This window comes from Rhizobium aethiopicum (assembly GCF_900094625.1).
Classification (GTDB): Bacteria; Pseudomonadota; Alphaproteobacteria; order Rhizobiales; family Rhizobiaceae; genus Rhizobium; species Rhizobium aethiopicum.
Genome location: NZ_FMAJ01000017.1, coordinates 1 through 14,122 on the forward strand (window position 1 = coordinate 1; position 14,122 = coordinate 14,122).

A 14,122-nucleotide genomic window follows, 5' to 3' on the forward strand; every position below is an offset into this window, starting at 1 on the left:
CGCATCGTTTCCTGGGCAACGGCGGGCGTCGATCCTTCGATCATGGGCACCGGCCCGATTCCGGCGTCGCGCAAGGCGCTCGAGAAGGCCGGCTGGTCGGTCGGCGATCTCGATCTGGTCGAAGCCAACGAAGCCTTTGCGGCACAGGCCTGCGCCGTCACCAAGGATCTCGGCTGGGATCCCTCGATCGTCAACGTCAATGGCGGCGCGATTGCCATCGGCCATCCGATCGGCGCCTCCGGCGCTCGGGTTCTCAACACGCTGCTGTTCGAAATGAAGCGCCGCGGTGCGAAGAAGGGCCTCGCCACCCTGTGCATCGGCGGCGGCATGGGCGTCGCCATGTGCTTTGAGGCGTTCTGAATAGCACAGAATTCGTCATTGATTGAAATACCGCCACGAGCGGGCGAAAACACAAGGGGGAGCGGAACATGAGCAGAGTGGCCCTGGTCACCGGTGGTACACGCGGCATCGGCGCAGCAATTTCCATGGCGCTGAAAAATGCCGGATATAGGGTTGCGGCCACCTATGCCGGCAATGACGAGAAGGCTCAGGCCTTCCACGACGCCACCGGTGTCGCGGTGTTCAAATGGGACGTTTCGGACTACGCTGCTTGTGGTGAAGGGATCACCAGGGTCGAGAGCGAGATCGGGGCGGTCGAAATCCTCGTCAACAATGCCGGCATTACCCGCGACGCGATGTTCCACAAGATGACACCGCAGCAGTGGCATGAGGTGATCAACACCAATCTGACCGGCTTGTTCAACATGACGCATCGGGTCTGGAGCGGCATGCGCGACCGCGGCTTTGGCCGCATCGTCAACATCTCGTCGATCAACGGCCAGAAGGGCCAGATGGGTCAGGCGAACTATTCGGCGGCCAAGGCGGGCGATCTCGGTTTTACCAAGGCGCTTGCCCAGGAAGGGGCGGCGAAAAACATCACCGTCAACGCCATCTGCCCCGGCTATATCGGAACGGAAATGGTGCTTGCCGTGCCGGAGAAAGTGTTGAACGAGCGCATCATTCCGCAGATACCGGTCGGTCGTCTCGGCGAACCGGAAGAGATTGCGCGTTGCGTGACCTTCCTCGTTTCCGACGATGCCGGCTTCATCACCGGTTCGACGCTGACGGCCAATGGCGGGCAGTTCTTCGTTTAGCGCAACGAGAATGCATCGATTTACGCGAAATAGCGCGTCCTGAGGGACGCGCTATTGCTGTTTGAGGCGGTGTCCGGGGTATCGATGCCCAGGGAATCGTGAACTATTTTAAAAGTCTGAAGCGGCCGCCATCGTTCCGACCCCGCGGTACCCGGATCTTGACCGGCACTCGCTGCAGTGAGCGATCGTCACCAAGAAGCGCTGAGATCGTGCTTGTCAGGATAGCCGATCCGACCAGAACGGCGACGGCGGAATTGAGAAGAATCTGTACCATGAAAGCGTTCCTTCCGATGCGCCGGCAGTTCTGCTGCCCCGGGTGGCGCTTGCTCGCCCTTGCGCTCATTGGGAATATGGGCCCGCGCCGCGATCAGGGATAGGTTTGACTTTCGCGACCCATCGTCAACGTCACGTTGACGGGGCGGCTGGCAAGAAAAAACGGGCGCCAAAGCGCCCGTTTGGGAGTCCGATATGCTTCTGCCGGTTAGCGGCAACGGGCCTCATAGCGGCGCCCGTAGCGGTCGCGATAGATGCAGTAGCCGCGGCGTTCGACCGACTGGCCGATCAGCGCGCCGGTCAAACCGCCGGCAACAGCGCCGACTGCGGCACCACCCCAGCTGTTGGTGACGGCGCCGCCGATGACCGCACCGGTGCCGGCGCCGATCGCCGTGCCCTGCTCGGTCGCCGTGCAGGATGCGAGAGCGCCCACGAGCGCGCCGATAAGAACAATCTTCTTCATCATGTCGTAACTCCCCAGGTTGTCGGGCCTTAGATGCGGCCCATTAGTACAAGGATAATGATAATGACGAGAACTAGCCCCAAACCGCCGGAAGGTCCATAGCCCCAGCCACGGCTATAACCCCAATTCGGCAAGGCTCCGATCAAGAGCAGAATGAGGATAACGAGAAGTATCGTGCCAAGCATGGTGTGTTTCCTTCATTTCATCCGCAATCTGAATGGACAAGAAACACGCATTGGCGATTTTTGTTCCCGGTTAAGCTCGCGAATTGTGGCGCGCCACGATTCATGGTTTGCGATCCGTCAGCCCGGCCAAATCGCAAATATGGTTAAAGAAACATTTAAATACAATATCTTGCGATGAACAAAGCGGGAAGAACCCAATGTCTCCGATTCGTCGGTGATTCGTTCCGTTTTTGATCGGTCCGATCCGCAAGTGGACCTGGCTTAACGGTATGTGAAATTCGCAACCGGAAGATTAACGCCTGCGTGACACATCAGCCGCAAGGGCGTGGCACCTGCCCTGCATCTAGCAGTGGGAGATGATGCCCCCACCACATATGGTCGTGAACAAAAGGTGAAATCGGTCCAGTCGGCGATTCGTCTCCGATTCGTTCCGGCTTTGGTCGACAGGTTAATTTGAGCCGATTTTGACTTGGCAGAAAACGCACGGCTGACCAACCGGCAAACGGACGAAAATGCGAACGGGAGAGAGTCTCCCGATTCAGCATTTAGTGGGAAAAAGTGATTCAAAATCAATAGTTAGCCGTGAACAAAAGCTGAATCGTCGGGAGTCAGCGATTCGTGTCCGATTCGTTCTCACGCTGTTCCGAATCGGAAATGCGGAGGTTCTGGACGACTCGTAAAGGTCGTAATCCCCCGCCCATTTTGAAATCTGCCCTTGCGTTTGCGGCGGCAGCTGTCCATGTGTTCTGTGCCTTCGTCGAGAGGTAAAAGTTTTCCTGGGGCTGCCTGCCTCACTTGCATGGACCATGACTCTGACTTCGCAGCCGATGATTCTGAGCGGGCGCGGTGTGACCGCGGTGCTCGGACCAACCAATACCGGCAAGACCCATTATGCCATCGAGCGCATGGTCGCGCATGGGACCGGCGTGATCGGCCTGCCGCTCAGGCTTTTGGCGCGCGAGGTCTATACCCGGGTGGTGGAGAAGGTCGGTTTGCAGAACGTGGCGCTGGTCACCGGCGAAGAAAAAATTTCGCCACCCAATGCCCGTTTTTCCGTCTGCACGGTCGAGGCGATGCCGCGGGAGACCAAGGCCGCCTTCGTCGCAATCGACGAGGTGCAGCTGGCCGGCGATCTCGAGCGCGGCCATATCTTTACCGACCGCATTTTGCATCTTCGCGGCCGTGATGAAACGCTGCTGCTGGGTGCAGGGACGATGCGTCCGATCCTGCAGCATATCCTGCCAGGCATCACCATCGTCGAGCGGCCGCGGCTTTCGCATCTCCTTTACGCCGGCCAGAAGAAGATCACCCGGCTGCCGCAGCGCTCGGCCATCGTCGCCTTTTCCGCCGACGAGGTCTACGCCATAGCCGAACTCATCCGCCGGCAGCGCGGCGGCGCTGCGGTCGTGCTGGGGGCGCTCAGCCCGCGCACCCGCAATGCACAGGTCGCGCTCTATCAGGAGGGTGACGTCGAATATCTGGTGGCGACCGATGCGATCGGCATGGGCCTCAATCTGGATGTCGATCACGTCGCCTTCGCCCAGGACCGGAAATTCGACGGCTATCAGTTCCGCAACCTCAATCCGGGCGAACTTGGCCAGATCGCCGGGCGGGCGGGGCGGCACGTGCGCGACGGAACCTTTGGTGTCACCGGGCAGGTCTCCCCCTTCGACGATGAGCTGGTGCAGCGTATCGAAGGGCATGAATTCGACAATGTCAAAGTCTTGCAGTGGCGAACGACGGAGATGGACTTTTCCTCGATCCAGTCGCTTCGCGCCAGCCTCGAGGCGGGACCGCGCGTGCCGGGGCTGACGCGGGCGCTGCCTGCAGTCGACCAACAGGCGCTGGAGCAGCTTTCGCGCTATCCCGAAGTCGTCGATCTGGCCGACAGGCCGGCTCGCGTCGAAAAACTCTGGGAGGCTTGCGCTCTTCCGGACTACCGGCGTATCACTCCGGCACAACATGCCGATCTTATATCGACCCTCTTTTCCGATCTCGTCCGCTATGGCACGGTGAACGAGCAGTTTCTGGCGGAGCAGGTTCATCGCTCCGATCGGACAGATGGGGAAATTGACACGCTTTCGGCGCGAATCGCGCAGATAAGGACCTGGACCTATGTTTCGAATCGGCCCGGCTGGCTTGCCGATCCGACACACTGGCAGGAAAAGACGCGGGAAATCGAAGACCGATTGTCCGACGCGTTACATGAAAGGTTGACGAAACGCTTTGTTGATCGCAGGACATCTGTGCTCATGAAGCGCCTGAGAGAGAATGCGATGCTGGAAGCTGAAATCAGTGTGAATGGCGATGTCTTCGTTGAAGGACATCATGTAGGGCAATTGAGCGGATTCCGTTTCACGCCGGTGGCGGGAACGGACGGGCCGGATGGCAAGGCGGTTCAGGCTGCGTCGCAGAAGGCGCTCGCGCTCGAATTTGAAGCCCGCGCCGCCCGGATGCATGCTGCCGGAAACAGCGACCTGGCGATCGGCTCGGATGGGTTGATCCGTTGGCTCGGCGATCCGGTGGCGCGGCTTTCGGGCAGCGACCACGTCATGCGTCCGCGCGTGATTCTGCTCGCCGACGAGCAGTTGACGGGCAATGCCCGCGATCACGTCGCCGCCCGCATCGAACGTTTCGTCAATCATCATATCAGCACGATATTGAAGCCGCTCGACGATCTGTCGCGCGCCGAGGACCTGCAGGGCCTTGCCAAGGGGCTCGCCTTCCAGCTCGTCGAGAATCTCGGCGTGCTCTTCCGGCGTGACGTGACCGAAGAGGTGAAGTCGCTGGATCAGGAGGCCCGCGCCTCTATGCGCCGCTACGGCGTGCGTTTCGGGGCCTATCATATCTTCGTTCCGGCCCTCTTGAAGCCGGCACCCGCCGAACTGATCACGCTGCTCTGGGCGTTGAAGAACGACGGTCTCGACAAGCCGGGCTACGGCGATCTCATCCCGGTGCTTGCAGCCGGCCGCACCTCGGTGGTCACCGATCCGAGCTTCGAGCGGATGTTCTACAAGCTCGCCGGCTTCCGTTTCCTTGGCAAGCGGGCCGTGCGCATCGACATTCTGGAGCGCCTTGCCGATATCATCCGTCCGCTGCTGCAATGGAAGCCCGGTCAGAACAATCGTCCGGAGGGCGCCTATGACGGCCGCCGCTTCACGACTACGACGGCGATGCTGTCTATCCTCGGTGCGACGCTCGAGGACATGGAAGAGATCCTGAAGGGCCTCGGCTATCGCGCCGATGCCGTGAAGGCGGAAGAGGCTTCGGCCCATCTTGCAGCGCAGGACGCAGCTTCGGCGCCTGCTGCCGCCGTGGAAACGACCACGGACGAGGCAACCGAAAAAGCCGATCACGACGATGCCGACGCAGCGGCCGAAGAGACTGGTTCCGAGGCTTCGGCAAGCGAGGCGGCAGTTGCCGAGACGCCGGCAGAAACGATCGAGAGCCATGCTGCTGATGAGGCGGTCGCAACATCCGCTCCTGCGGAAGCGTCCGCCGCCGATGAAGCCACATCCACCCCCGCTGAAGGGCTATCCGCTTCTGGCGAAGCCGGCGAGCCGTCGGAACCGAAGCCGGTTCTTCTGTGGCGTCTGGGTGGCCGCAACGACAATCATCGCCAGGCACGTGGCGGCCACGGCGAACGCCGGGGCGGCCAGAATCAGGAACGCGGCGAGCGCAATCGCCGTCCGGGCGGCGGTGAAGGTGGTGAAGGCAATCGCGGCGACGGGCGCGACAACCGCCACAACCGCGGCAAGGACGGTGGCGGCCGCGACGGCGGCAGGCCGCAGCAGGCAAGGGGCGAGCGCAAGGACCAGCCGCGCGGTGATCGACAGGATCGCGGCGATCGGAAGGACCGCGGTGAACGCAACGATCGCAATGACCGCAACGACCGCAACGACCGCAACAGCAATCGCGGCGTCCAGCCGCTGCGCTTCGAGGCCAAGCCGCCGCGCAAGGAGAAGCCGATCGATCCGGATTCGCCTTTCGCCAAGCTCGCAGCCCTCAAGGAACAGATGAAGAAGTAATCATGGGCGGGGAGACACAGCCGGCAAGCGGTTCGCGCCAGCGCATCGACAAGTGGCTGTTCTTCACGCGCATGCTGAAGTCGCGCTCGCTGGCTCAAAGCCATGTCCAGTCGGGGCACGTGCGCATCAACGGCGAGCGCTGCAGCCATCCGAGCCAGATGGTCAAGCCGGGCGACCGTATCGAGCTGACGCTGGAGCGGCGCGACGTCGTTCTCATCGTGCGTCTGGCCGGGGAGAGGCGGGGACCCTACGAGGAGGCCCGCCTGCTCTACGATGACCAATCTCCGCCGCCGGACGAGACAAAACGTCTCACACCATACGAGCAAGCGATCCGCGCGACCGGCACCGGCCGTCCGACAAAAAAGGAAAGGCGTGCAATCGACAGGCTGATGTCGGACGAGGATTAGAAAACTCTGTCTGCGGCGACGGCTTTTACAGATCGTTTATCCTTGAAATCCGGTGCTAAAGCCGATACGTCACTGACAACCTGCCGGAAGCGTGCTTGCCCCCCAAGCCTGCCCACGCTTTTCGTCCGGCACGGGGATAGGCGCGACGTTCCAGGTTGCCCGGCCCCATTCGCATGGAAATCCTGGAGTTCTTCATGACCTATGTCGTGACCGACAATTGCATCAAGTGCAAATACACCGATTGCGTGGAAGTCTGCCCTGTCGACTGCTTTTACGAGGGCGAGAATTTCCTCGTCATCCATCCCGACGAATGCATCGATTGCGGCGTCTGCGAGCCCGAATGTCCCGCCGAGGCGATCAAGCCGGATACCGAGCCGGGCCTCGATAAATGGCTGAAGATCAACACCGAATATGCCAGCATCTGGCCGAACATCACGGTCAAGAAGGACCCTCTGCCGGAAGCCAAGGAAATGGACGGCGAGACCGGAAAATTCGAGAAATATTTCTCTGAAAAGCCCGGTTCCGGCGATTAGGATGGCTGCCTGATCTAATAGCCGCATGCATGCCGTTGCGCGGTGAAACGTTTTAAATCCTGCGTGTGTGCTATGGGTGACCTGTGTTGCCCGCATGGCTCATGCGAAGCAAATTATTGATTTCCTCATATTTTTATGATAGGTTTCGCGTACTGTTCCATTTGTGGCATGACGCATGCCCAAAACCATCACGAAAGCAAATCAAATCCGTACGCGGTTTCCGTGACATATCAACGCTTTGAGCGCCGGGTCTCCCAGATCGCGCGCAAGAAGTCTTTGCTTTTGCCTGATGGGACCAGAGTGAAGTCACCCGACGGATGCAACCGTCTCAACCGGGCCTGACTGACCCGGCTCCGGCCGCCGCCGGAAGCGTAACAGGGAGTTTTTGGATAGAATGACGACTCAGCAGAAAAAACCTTCTACAGCACGTCACGGCTTTAAGACCGGTGAATCGATCGTCTACCCCGCTCACGGCGTCGGTACCATCACCGCTATCGAAGAGCAAGAAGTTGCCGGCATGAAGCTCGAACTTTTCGTTATCGATTTCGAGAAGGACAAGATGCGCCTGAAGGTTCCGGTCGCTAAGGCGATGAGCATCGGCATGCGCAAGCTTTCGGAAACGGACTTCGTCGATCGCGCGTTGAAGGTTGTGCAGGGCAAGGCGCGCGTCAAGCGCACCATGTGGTCCCGCCGTGCCCAGGAATATGATGCCAAGATCAATTCCGGTGATCTGATTTCCATCGCTGAGGTGGTGCGCGATCTCTACCGTGCGGAGAACCAGCCCGAGCAGTCCTATTCCGAACGCCAGCTCTACGAGGCTGCACTCGATCGCATGGCGCGCGAAATCGCCGCTGTCAACAAGATGTCGGAAACCGAAGCCGTCCGCCTCGTCGAGACCAACCTCAACAAGGGCCCGAAGCGCGGCAAGGCCATCGAAGAAGACGATACGCAGGACGAAGCCGCGTAAAGCGACCCTGTTTTTCCTATTAAAAAACCCGGCCATTGCGCCGGGTTTTTTATTGGAACTTTTTCCGCACTGCCGCGTTTACCACACGTAATTGCGGACTGCTCGCCGGGCGCTTGCTCGTCGGGCGAACTGCTATTCCATCAGTATTCGATGAGGAGCGGATCATGCCTATTCAATATTGCCCGTCCGGCAACGTGAAGAAACAGGTCCAATCCAGCCGTCTTAGCGGCACATGACGAGAGATAGGGCCTCCCCCTGAAAAGTCCAGGGGTGAGGCTTTTATGCATTCGGAACCTCTTTCAGTCCGGACAGCGATGTTCCGGAAGGTGAGTTTTATTGTCCATTTTTAGGGCGAAGGCCTGTTTTGGGAGATCGAAATGAAGAACATGTCTGCAGATCGGCGCATGATCAAAATCGCGATGGCCGCCCCCTATCTCGCCCGTCAGGAAGAGCATGATCTCGCCACCCGCTGGAAAGATCACGACGATCGCGGTGCACGCAACCAAATCGCCATGGCGCATATGCGCCTGGTGATCTCCATGGCCGGCAAGTTCCGCAATTTCGGTCTGCCGATGAGCGACCTCGTGCAGGAAGGCTATGTCGGCCTGCTTGAGGCCGCCGCCCGGTTCGAACCGGAACGCGACGTGCGCTTCTCGACCTATGCCAGTTGGTGGATCAGAGCCTCGATCCAGGACTATATCCTGCGCAACTGGTCAATCGTGCGCGGTGGCACAAGCTCGGCGCAGAAGGCGCTGTTCTTCAATCTGCGTCGCCTGCGCGCCAAGCTCGCCAAGGGCGATACGCAACTGACGCTGCAGTCCATTCATCAGGAAATCGCCGCCGCCCTCGGGGTCAGTCTCGCCGATGTGCAGACCATGGATGCCAGGCTTTCCGGCAACGACGCTTCACTGCAGGCGCCTTCGGTCTCCGGCGATGCCGAAAGCGCCGAGAAAATGGATTTTCTCGTCAGCGACGATCCGCTACCGGACGAGCAGGTTTCCAATATGATCGACGGCGAGCGCCGCCGCGTCTGGCTCGCCTCGGCGCTGAAACACCTCAACGAACGCGAGATGAAGATCATTAGCGCAAGGCGCCTGGCGGAAGACGGCGCCACGCTCGAAGAGCTCGGCGCCGATCTCGGCATTTCCAAGGAGCGTGTGCGCCAGATCGAAAGCCGGGCGATGGAAAAGCTTCGCACCGCGCTGGTCAGCGCCGACCCGCATATGGCCGCCTACGCTTGAACTTGCTTACCCTCCAGCAGCACCGACTGGCCCGGCGCAAGCCGGGCTTTTTTATTCGGCGATGATCTTGACGCGATCGCCAGGGGAAACGGCCGCACCCGTGGGCAGGGCATTAATCAGCTTGAAAAGGTCGAGCTTTCGGTCGGTGCCCATCATGCGAGCGGCTAGGGTCGATATATTCTCGCCCGGCCGGACGGTGACAACGCGGATGCGCAACGGCTTCAGCGAGGCCGTCTCTGCCGGCGTCATCCGTCGGAAACTTGCCCGCAGGACGTTGGCTGTCGGCTCTAGGGCAACGCTGCCTTTCGGGACGGCGGTCAGGAAACGGAAAATCTGCGAATTGTTGCGGATGACGGTGACGTCGAAATCCCAGCGGTCGGCGCTTGCGCGCGCGGTGACCGCTTCCATGCCGTTGATGGTGATCGGCTGAATCGTCGACGGATCGAGGCCGGTCACCCAGCCGCTGGAGATATAGTTGGTGAGGCTCTGATTCTGGCTGTCGGCAACGCCGTCAAAGCGAACGGCGGTATCATTCGGGCCGGTTGCCATGACCGCTTCGACCTTATTGTCGATCTTGAAGTCCGGCGGCACGTCGAAACGTATACCGAGGCCGCCGTGCAGGAAGGTCTGGCCGCGCACATAACCTTCTTCCGGGCTATCGCCGTAGAGCAGGCCGTCTATGCCGTCGAGATAATAGTCGCGGCCCTTGTCGCCGACCGAGCCTTCCTGGCCGAAGGCGCGCGCGTGTGTGCGGGCAAGCTCTATCCGTTGCGCGGAATTCGGATGGCTCGACAGGAAGTCGAGGCTCTGGTCGGCTTCGGGGTCGACCGACATGAAGCGGCTGTAGGCCGCCATGGAATCGAGGAAACGAGCGGCGGCATAGGGGTCGTAGCCGGCTTCGCCGAGCATGCGCACGCCGATGACATCGGCCTGCAGCTCCTGCTGGCGGGAGAAGGCGGCGAGCCGCAGCTTGCCGCGGGCAAGTGCCTGCTTGCCGGCGATATCGCTTGAGAGGACTTCCGCCACGACGCGGCTGGCGATGACCTCGGCTTCTTCGCGCTTCTGCCGCTCGATACCGTGGTTGGCCGTCACGTGGCCCATCTCGTGCGACAAGACGGCTGCGACCTCGGAAGCGTCGTTGGCAAGGGCGAGCAGGCCGCGGGTGACGTAGAGGTAACCGCCGGGCAGCGCAAAGGCGTTGATTGCCGGCGAGTTCAGTATGGTGATCCGGTAGGACTGGCTTGGATTCTCCGACACCGCTGTCAGCGCTCCGGCGATGCGGGCGACAAGGCGCTCGGTCTTGGCATCCTTATATTCACCGCCGTAGCTTGCCACGATACGCGGATGCTCGCGGGCGCCCATCGCAGCACGCGGGTCGTTCTTCTGCACCTCGTCGACGATCTGCGGATTGGAAGAAGGCGAGATGCTCGGCTGGTAGGATTGTTCGATCAGCGATTGACACCCGTTCAGCGCCATTGCGACGGCTGAAAGCAGCATGAGGCGACGGGCGAAGCGGCGCGTCACGCAGATGGCATCACTGGAAAGCGCGGGCGATTTCCACGTCGTCAAGCTGTCCAGTCTGGTTCTCCGCATCATGTCGCTGTTTTGCCGGTTTGCCGCAGATCGGGACCGGCCTTGGCAAGGGGAACTCAACAGGTGCGCACCCTTGATCTCGCGCTACACGCTAGGCCGATACAAGTCGTTGCTGTAGCTGATTTACGCATCGGTTGCATAGCGAGACTCTGTATAATTGTGGCGCCGTTGCATTTTGGCAAGCCTCAGGATCGGGGCCTCTCTTCGCTCGGATGAAATTATGGCGAAAATTCCGTCATGACGCGGAGATTTGTCGGCGGCGCGGAAAAAGAACGGCGTGATTGAAGCAACCGGCTGGAAAACGACAGTATGGCGGGAAAGTCGCAACTTGTGATTACAAATGTCATGAGCAAACGCCTGTTGATAAAGCGTTTATGCTGCCAGGCTATTCGGCCCCTTCAGCCGTCGCCGGTGGCGGTTGCTTGGCTTCGCCGGCGTGGGGCAGCTGCACGGGCTTCAGCATCATGGCGGCGGCAAGGCCAGTCAGGGCAATGGCGCAAGAGGTCATGAACAGGGGCGAAAAGGCGGCGGTATAGATATCTGCGACGGCCCATCGGCTCGCCTCGGGAAGGGCAGCCATCATCTTCGGCGTCAGCTGCTCAATATCGGCAACACCCGGAATGGGAGCGCCGACCTTGCCGAGCCCGGAAGCAATGATCGCCCCATAGATGGAAATGGCGATTGAAGCGCCTCCCATGCGCGACAGCGTCACGGCACCGGTTGCTGCGCCGACGTCGCGGGCTGGTGCGGCATTCTGCACGCCGATGACGGGAACCTGCTGCGCAAGACCGATGCCGATGCCATGCAGCATCATAATCGCGCCGATGAAGGCGATCGGCGTTCCCGCGTGGACCTGCGACATCAGCGCAAAGGCAATGGCGCTGCAGGTGAGGCTTGCAATGGCGAAGGGTTTGTAGCGGCCGGTTATTGAGATGATGCGGCCGGCGGACAAAGATCCGCAGACGAGGCCGCCGGTCAGCAGAATGAAGAGAAGGCCGGCGGCCGACGGTGAAAGGCCGGTCGTCGTCTGCAGGAAGAGAGCGAAATAGTTGACCATGCCGATGGCGATGGCGCCGCCCATGACAGATATCACCAGGAGCAGGCAGAAGGCCGAATTGCGGAAGAGCTGCAGGGGAACGATGGGCTCCGGCGCGCGGCGCTCGACGAACACCCACGCCACGGCGCAAACGACGCCGAAGGCAACGATCCCCGCACTCTGTGGGGAGATCAATGAGCCGAACAATTCGCTGCTGTCGGTGGCAAGCACGATGCTCGTTACCGTCAGCGCGAGCAGCAGCGCGCCGGCATAATCGATCTTCGGGCGTCGATGCGGTTTGCGGTAGGGTAGCATGAAGGCAAGGCCGCAGAGTACGATGAAACCGATCGGCACATTGACGAGGAAGATCGAGCGCCAGCCGAAGAGATCGCTCATCGTTCCGCCGAGCACCGGGCCGATCGCGCCGGAAGCCATCAGCACGAGGCTGGAATAGCTTTGGTAGCGCGCCCGCTCGCGCGGCTCGAACAGATCGGCGTTCACGGCAAAGATCGATACCATGATGCCGCCACCGCCAAGGCCCTGCAGCACGCGGGCAGCGATCAGCGTATTCATCGAGACCGCAAGGCCGCAGACTGCCGAGCCGACCGTGAAGATCGCAATCGCCGTCATCATCACATATTTGCGGCCGAAGAGGTCGCCGAGCTTGCCGTAGAGCGGCATAACGGCGCTGAGCGCCAGGAGGTAAGCCGAGCCGATCCAGCCGAACCGTTCGAGATGGCCGAACTCGCCGACGATCGTCGGCAGCGCTGTGGAGACGATCTGATTGTCAAGCGTCGCCATGAACATGGCGGTCATCAGAAAGAAGAAGAGGATAAGCCGGCGACGAGGATCCGTCACGAGCGGCGCAGGCGCGGGTTGCATGTCCATGAGCTATATTCCGGGTTCATCCATTTATGTGCTATCAGCATGTAATTGTCAATGGCACACAAATGCCGTCGGCATGTTCAATTTTGGCCCCGGCTCTGTTATGATTCCGGTATGAATGAAACTCTGACGAAGATCCTGTCCAACAAGGCAGAGCCGGACGACGAGAATCTGCCCCGTATCGGCCGAAGCATGGCGCGCATGCGTCTGATGACCGGGCGACGGCTTATCGGCAGGCTTGCAATCCAGAGTGCTGCGCCGGGCCTTGAACTTTCTCATCTCGACGTGCTTGACGCCGTGAGGCGGGCTGAGGCTGTCGGCGAGGTCACCGTCGGCATGATCGCAGAGATGTTGCGCATCGATCCGTCGCGGGCAAGCCGAGTGGTGGCCGAGATGGTCGGGCGCAACGTGCTGCGCCGTGAGGCCTCGCAGGCCGATGCACGGCGGATCGTCGTCGTCATCACCGACGTCGGTCAGGCGTTGCTTGCCGAGATCCACGCGCAGAAAATGGCCATCATCTCCGAGATCGTCTCCGAGTGGCCAGCGGCGGATATCGAGCGCTTCGCGACGCTCTTCGAGCGCTTCATCGGCGGTTACGAGGCCATTTTCCTGTCGCGCGACAAGGATACGCCGGGTTGAGATGAAGGCGCCGATCCATCGGTGCCCCTTCCCCTCGCCCCCCCGTTTGCGCTAAGGGCAGTGCCCATGAGCCACTCCACCTTCACCATTCTGCTCGGCGGCGAACTCAGCCTGACGGAGCGCCTCCGCCATGCCATTAGCGGCAGCCGTTTCATCGCGGCCGATGGCGGCATGCGGCATGCGGCCGCACTTGGTGTCACGCCGGAACTCTGGGTCGGCGATTTCGATTCGACGCCGGCCGATCTCGAAGGTGAATTTCCCGGCGTGCTCAAGCAGCCTTATCCCGCAGCGAAGGCGGCGACGGACGGCGAAATCGCGATATCGGAAGCGGTCACCCGAGGCGCGCGCCGGCTCATCCTGGCGGGCGCGCTCGCCGGCGAACGCTCCGACCACGCGCTTCAGCACCTGCTATCGGCCGTTGCCCTGGCCGAAGAGGGTTTCGACGTGCTGCTGACCTCTGGCAAGGAAGAGGCGGTGCCGCTGCTTGCCGGCACGATCGAGTTGGACCTTCCCAAAGGCAGCCTGTTTTCCGTCCCCGGCTTCAGCGAGCTGAAGGGGCTTTCCATCGAGAATGCGCGTTATCCGCTCGCAGATTTCCAGCTGCCTTTCGGCTCGTCGCGCACCATTTCCAACGTCGCGGAAGGCAAGGTTCGCTTTTCGCTCAAAAGCGGCCGGGCGATCGTGCTTGCCCGACCCTATGATCTTTCCGGAGTCTGAT

Annotated in this window: 12 protein-coding genes and 1 pseudogene; 9 read left to right on the top strand and 4 right to left on the bottom strand. The window is 60.8% G+C overall.

Annotation, left to right across the window (positions count from 1 at the left end):
• Positions 1–360 (top strand): annotated as a pseudogene (locus GA0061105_RS26395) (acetyl-CoA C-acetyltransferase); the annotation flags it as partial.
• A gap of 68 nt (positions 361–428) precedes the next feature.
• Positions 429–1,154, top strand: a complete 726-nt coding sequence (gene phbB / locus GA0061105_RS26400) for a beta-ketoacyl-ACP reductase (protein WP_092753787.1) — start codon at positions 429–431, stop codon at positions 1,152–1,154.
• Between the two features lie 481 nt (positions 1,155–1,635).
• On the opposite strand, the gene GA0061105_RS26405 is transcribed toward phbB, so the two are convergent.
• Positions 1,636–1,893: a YMGG-like glycine zipper-containing protein gene (locus tag GA0061105_RS26405; RefSeq protein WP_064696481.1), complete on the bottom strand. Its 258-nt coding sequence runs from the start codon at positions 1,891–1,893 to the stop codon at positions 1,636–1,638.
• Positions 1,894–1,919: 26 nt separating this feature from the next.
• Positions 1,920–2,075, bottom strand: a complete 156-nt coding sequence (locus GA0061105_RS26410; protein WP_003543790.1) for a DUF3309 family protein — start codon at positions 2,073–2,075, stop codon at positions 1,920–1,922.
• A gap of 806 nt (positions 2,076–2,881) precedes the next feature.
• Here GA0061105_RS26410 and GA0061105_RS26415 point away from each other — a divergent pair.
• The 5 genes from GA0061105_RS26415 (at position 2,882) to GA0061105_RS26435 (ending at position 9,251) form a co-directional block, all read left to right on the top strand.
• Positions 2,882–6,103 (top strand): helicase-related protein, encoded by a 3,222-nt coding sequence (locus GA0061105_RS26415; RefSeq protein WP_092753789.1) that lies wholly within the window; start codon positions 2,882–2,884, stop codon positions 6,101–6,103.
• A 2-nt stretch (positions 6,104–6,105) separates the two neighbouring features.
• The gene (locus tag GA0061105_RS26420; RefSeq protein ID WP_064696479.1) at positions 6,106–6,510 is read left to right on the top strand and encodes an RNA-binding S4 domain-containing protein; all 405 of its coding nucleotides are present in this window, start codon (positions 6,106–6,108) and stop codon (positions 6,508–6,510) included.
• Positions 6,511–6,704: 194 nt separating this feature from the next.
• On the top strand, positions 6,705–7,043 hold the full coding sequence (gene fdxA / locus GA0061105_RS26425; RefSeq protein WP_049733327.1) for a ferredoxin FdxA: 339 nt from the start codon (positions 6,705–6,707) through the stop codon (positions 7,041–7,043).
• Positions 7,044–7,437: 394 nt separating this feature from the next.
• Complete coding sequence (locus GA0061105_RS26430; RefSeq protein WP_064696478.1) at positions 7,438–8,010, top strand: CarD family transcriptional regulator; 573 nt, start codon at positions 7,438–7,440, stop codon at positions 8,008–8,010.
• A 377-nt stretch (positions 8,011–8,387) separates the two neighbouring features.
• Positions 8,388–9,251 (top strand): RNA polymerase factor sigma-32, encoded by an 864-nt coding sequence (locus tag GA0061105_RS26435; protein ID WP_038692797.1) that lies wholly within the window; start codon positions 8,388–8,390, stop codon positions 9,249–9,251.
• A gap of 51 nt (positions 9,252–9,302) precedes the next feature.
• On the opposite strand, the gene GA0061105_RS26440 is transcribed toward GA0061105_RS26435, so the two are convergent.
• Together GA0061105_RS26440 and GA0061105_RS26445 are read right to left on the bottom strand one after the other, a co-directional pair.
• A complete protein-coding gene (locus GA0061105_RS26440; RefSeq protein WP_092753791.1) occupies positions 9,303–10,847 on the bottom strand; it encodes a M48 family metalloprotease in 1,545 nt (514 codons plus the stop codon).
• Positions 10,848–11,229: 382 nt separating this feature from the next.
• Positions 11,230–12,768, bottom strand: a complete 1,539-nt coding sequence (locus GA0061105_RS26445; protein ID WP_092753793.1) for an MDR family MFS transporter — start codon at positions 12,766–12,768, stop codon at positions 11,230–11,232.
• 111 nt (positions 12,769–12,879) lie between these two features.
• Between GA0061105_RS26445 and GA0061105_RS26450 the strand changes: the two genes are divergently transcribed.
• Together GA0061105_RS26450 and GA0061105_RS26455 are read left to right on the top strand one after the other, a co-directional pair.
• Entirely contained in the window at positions 12,880–13,404 is a 525-nt protein-coding gene (locus GA0061105_RS26450; RefSeq protein WP_092753794.1) for a MarR family winged helix-turn-helix transcriptional regulator, read from the top strand.
• Between the two features lie 66 nt (positions 13,405–13,470).
• The gene (locus GA0061105_RS26455) at positions 13,471–14,121 is read left to right on the top strand and encodes a thiamine diphosphokinase (RefSeq protein ID WP_064696474.1); all 651 of its coding nucleotides are present in this window, start codon (positions 13,471–13,473) and stop codon (positions 14,119–14,121) included.
• Position 14,122: the final 1 nt, after the last annotated feature.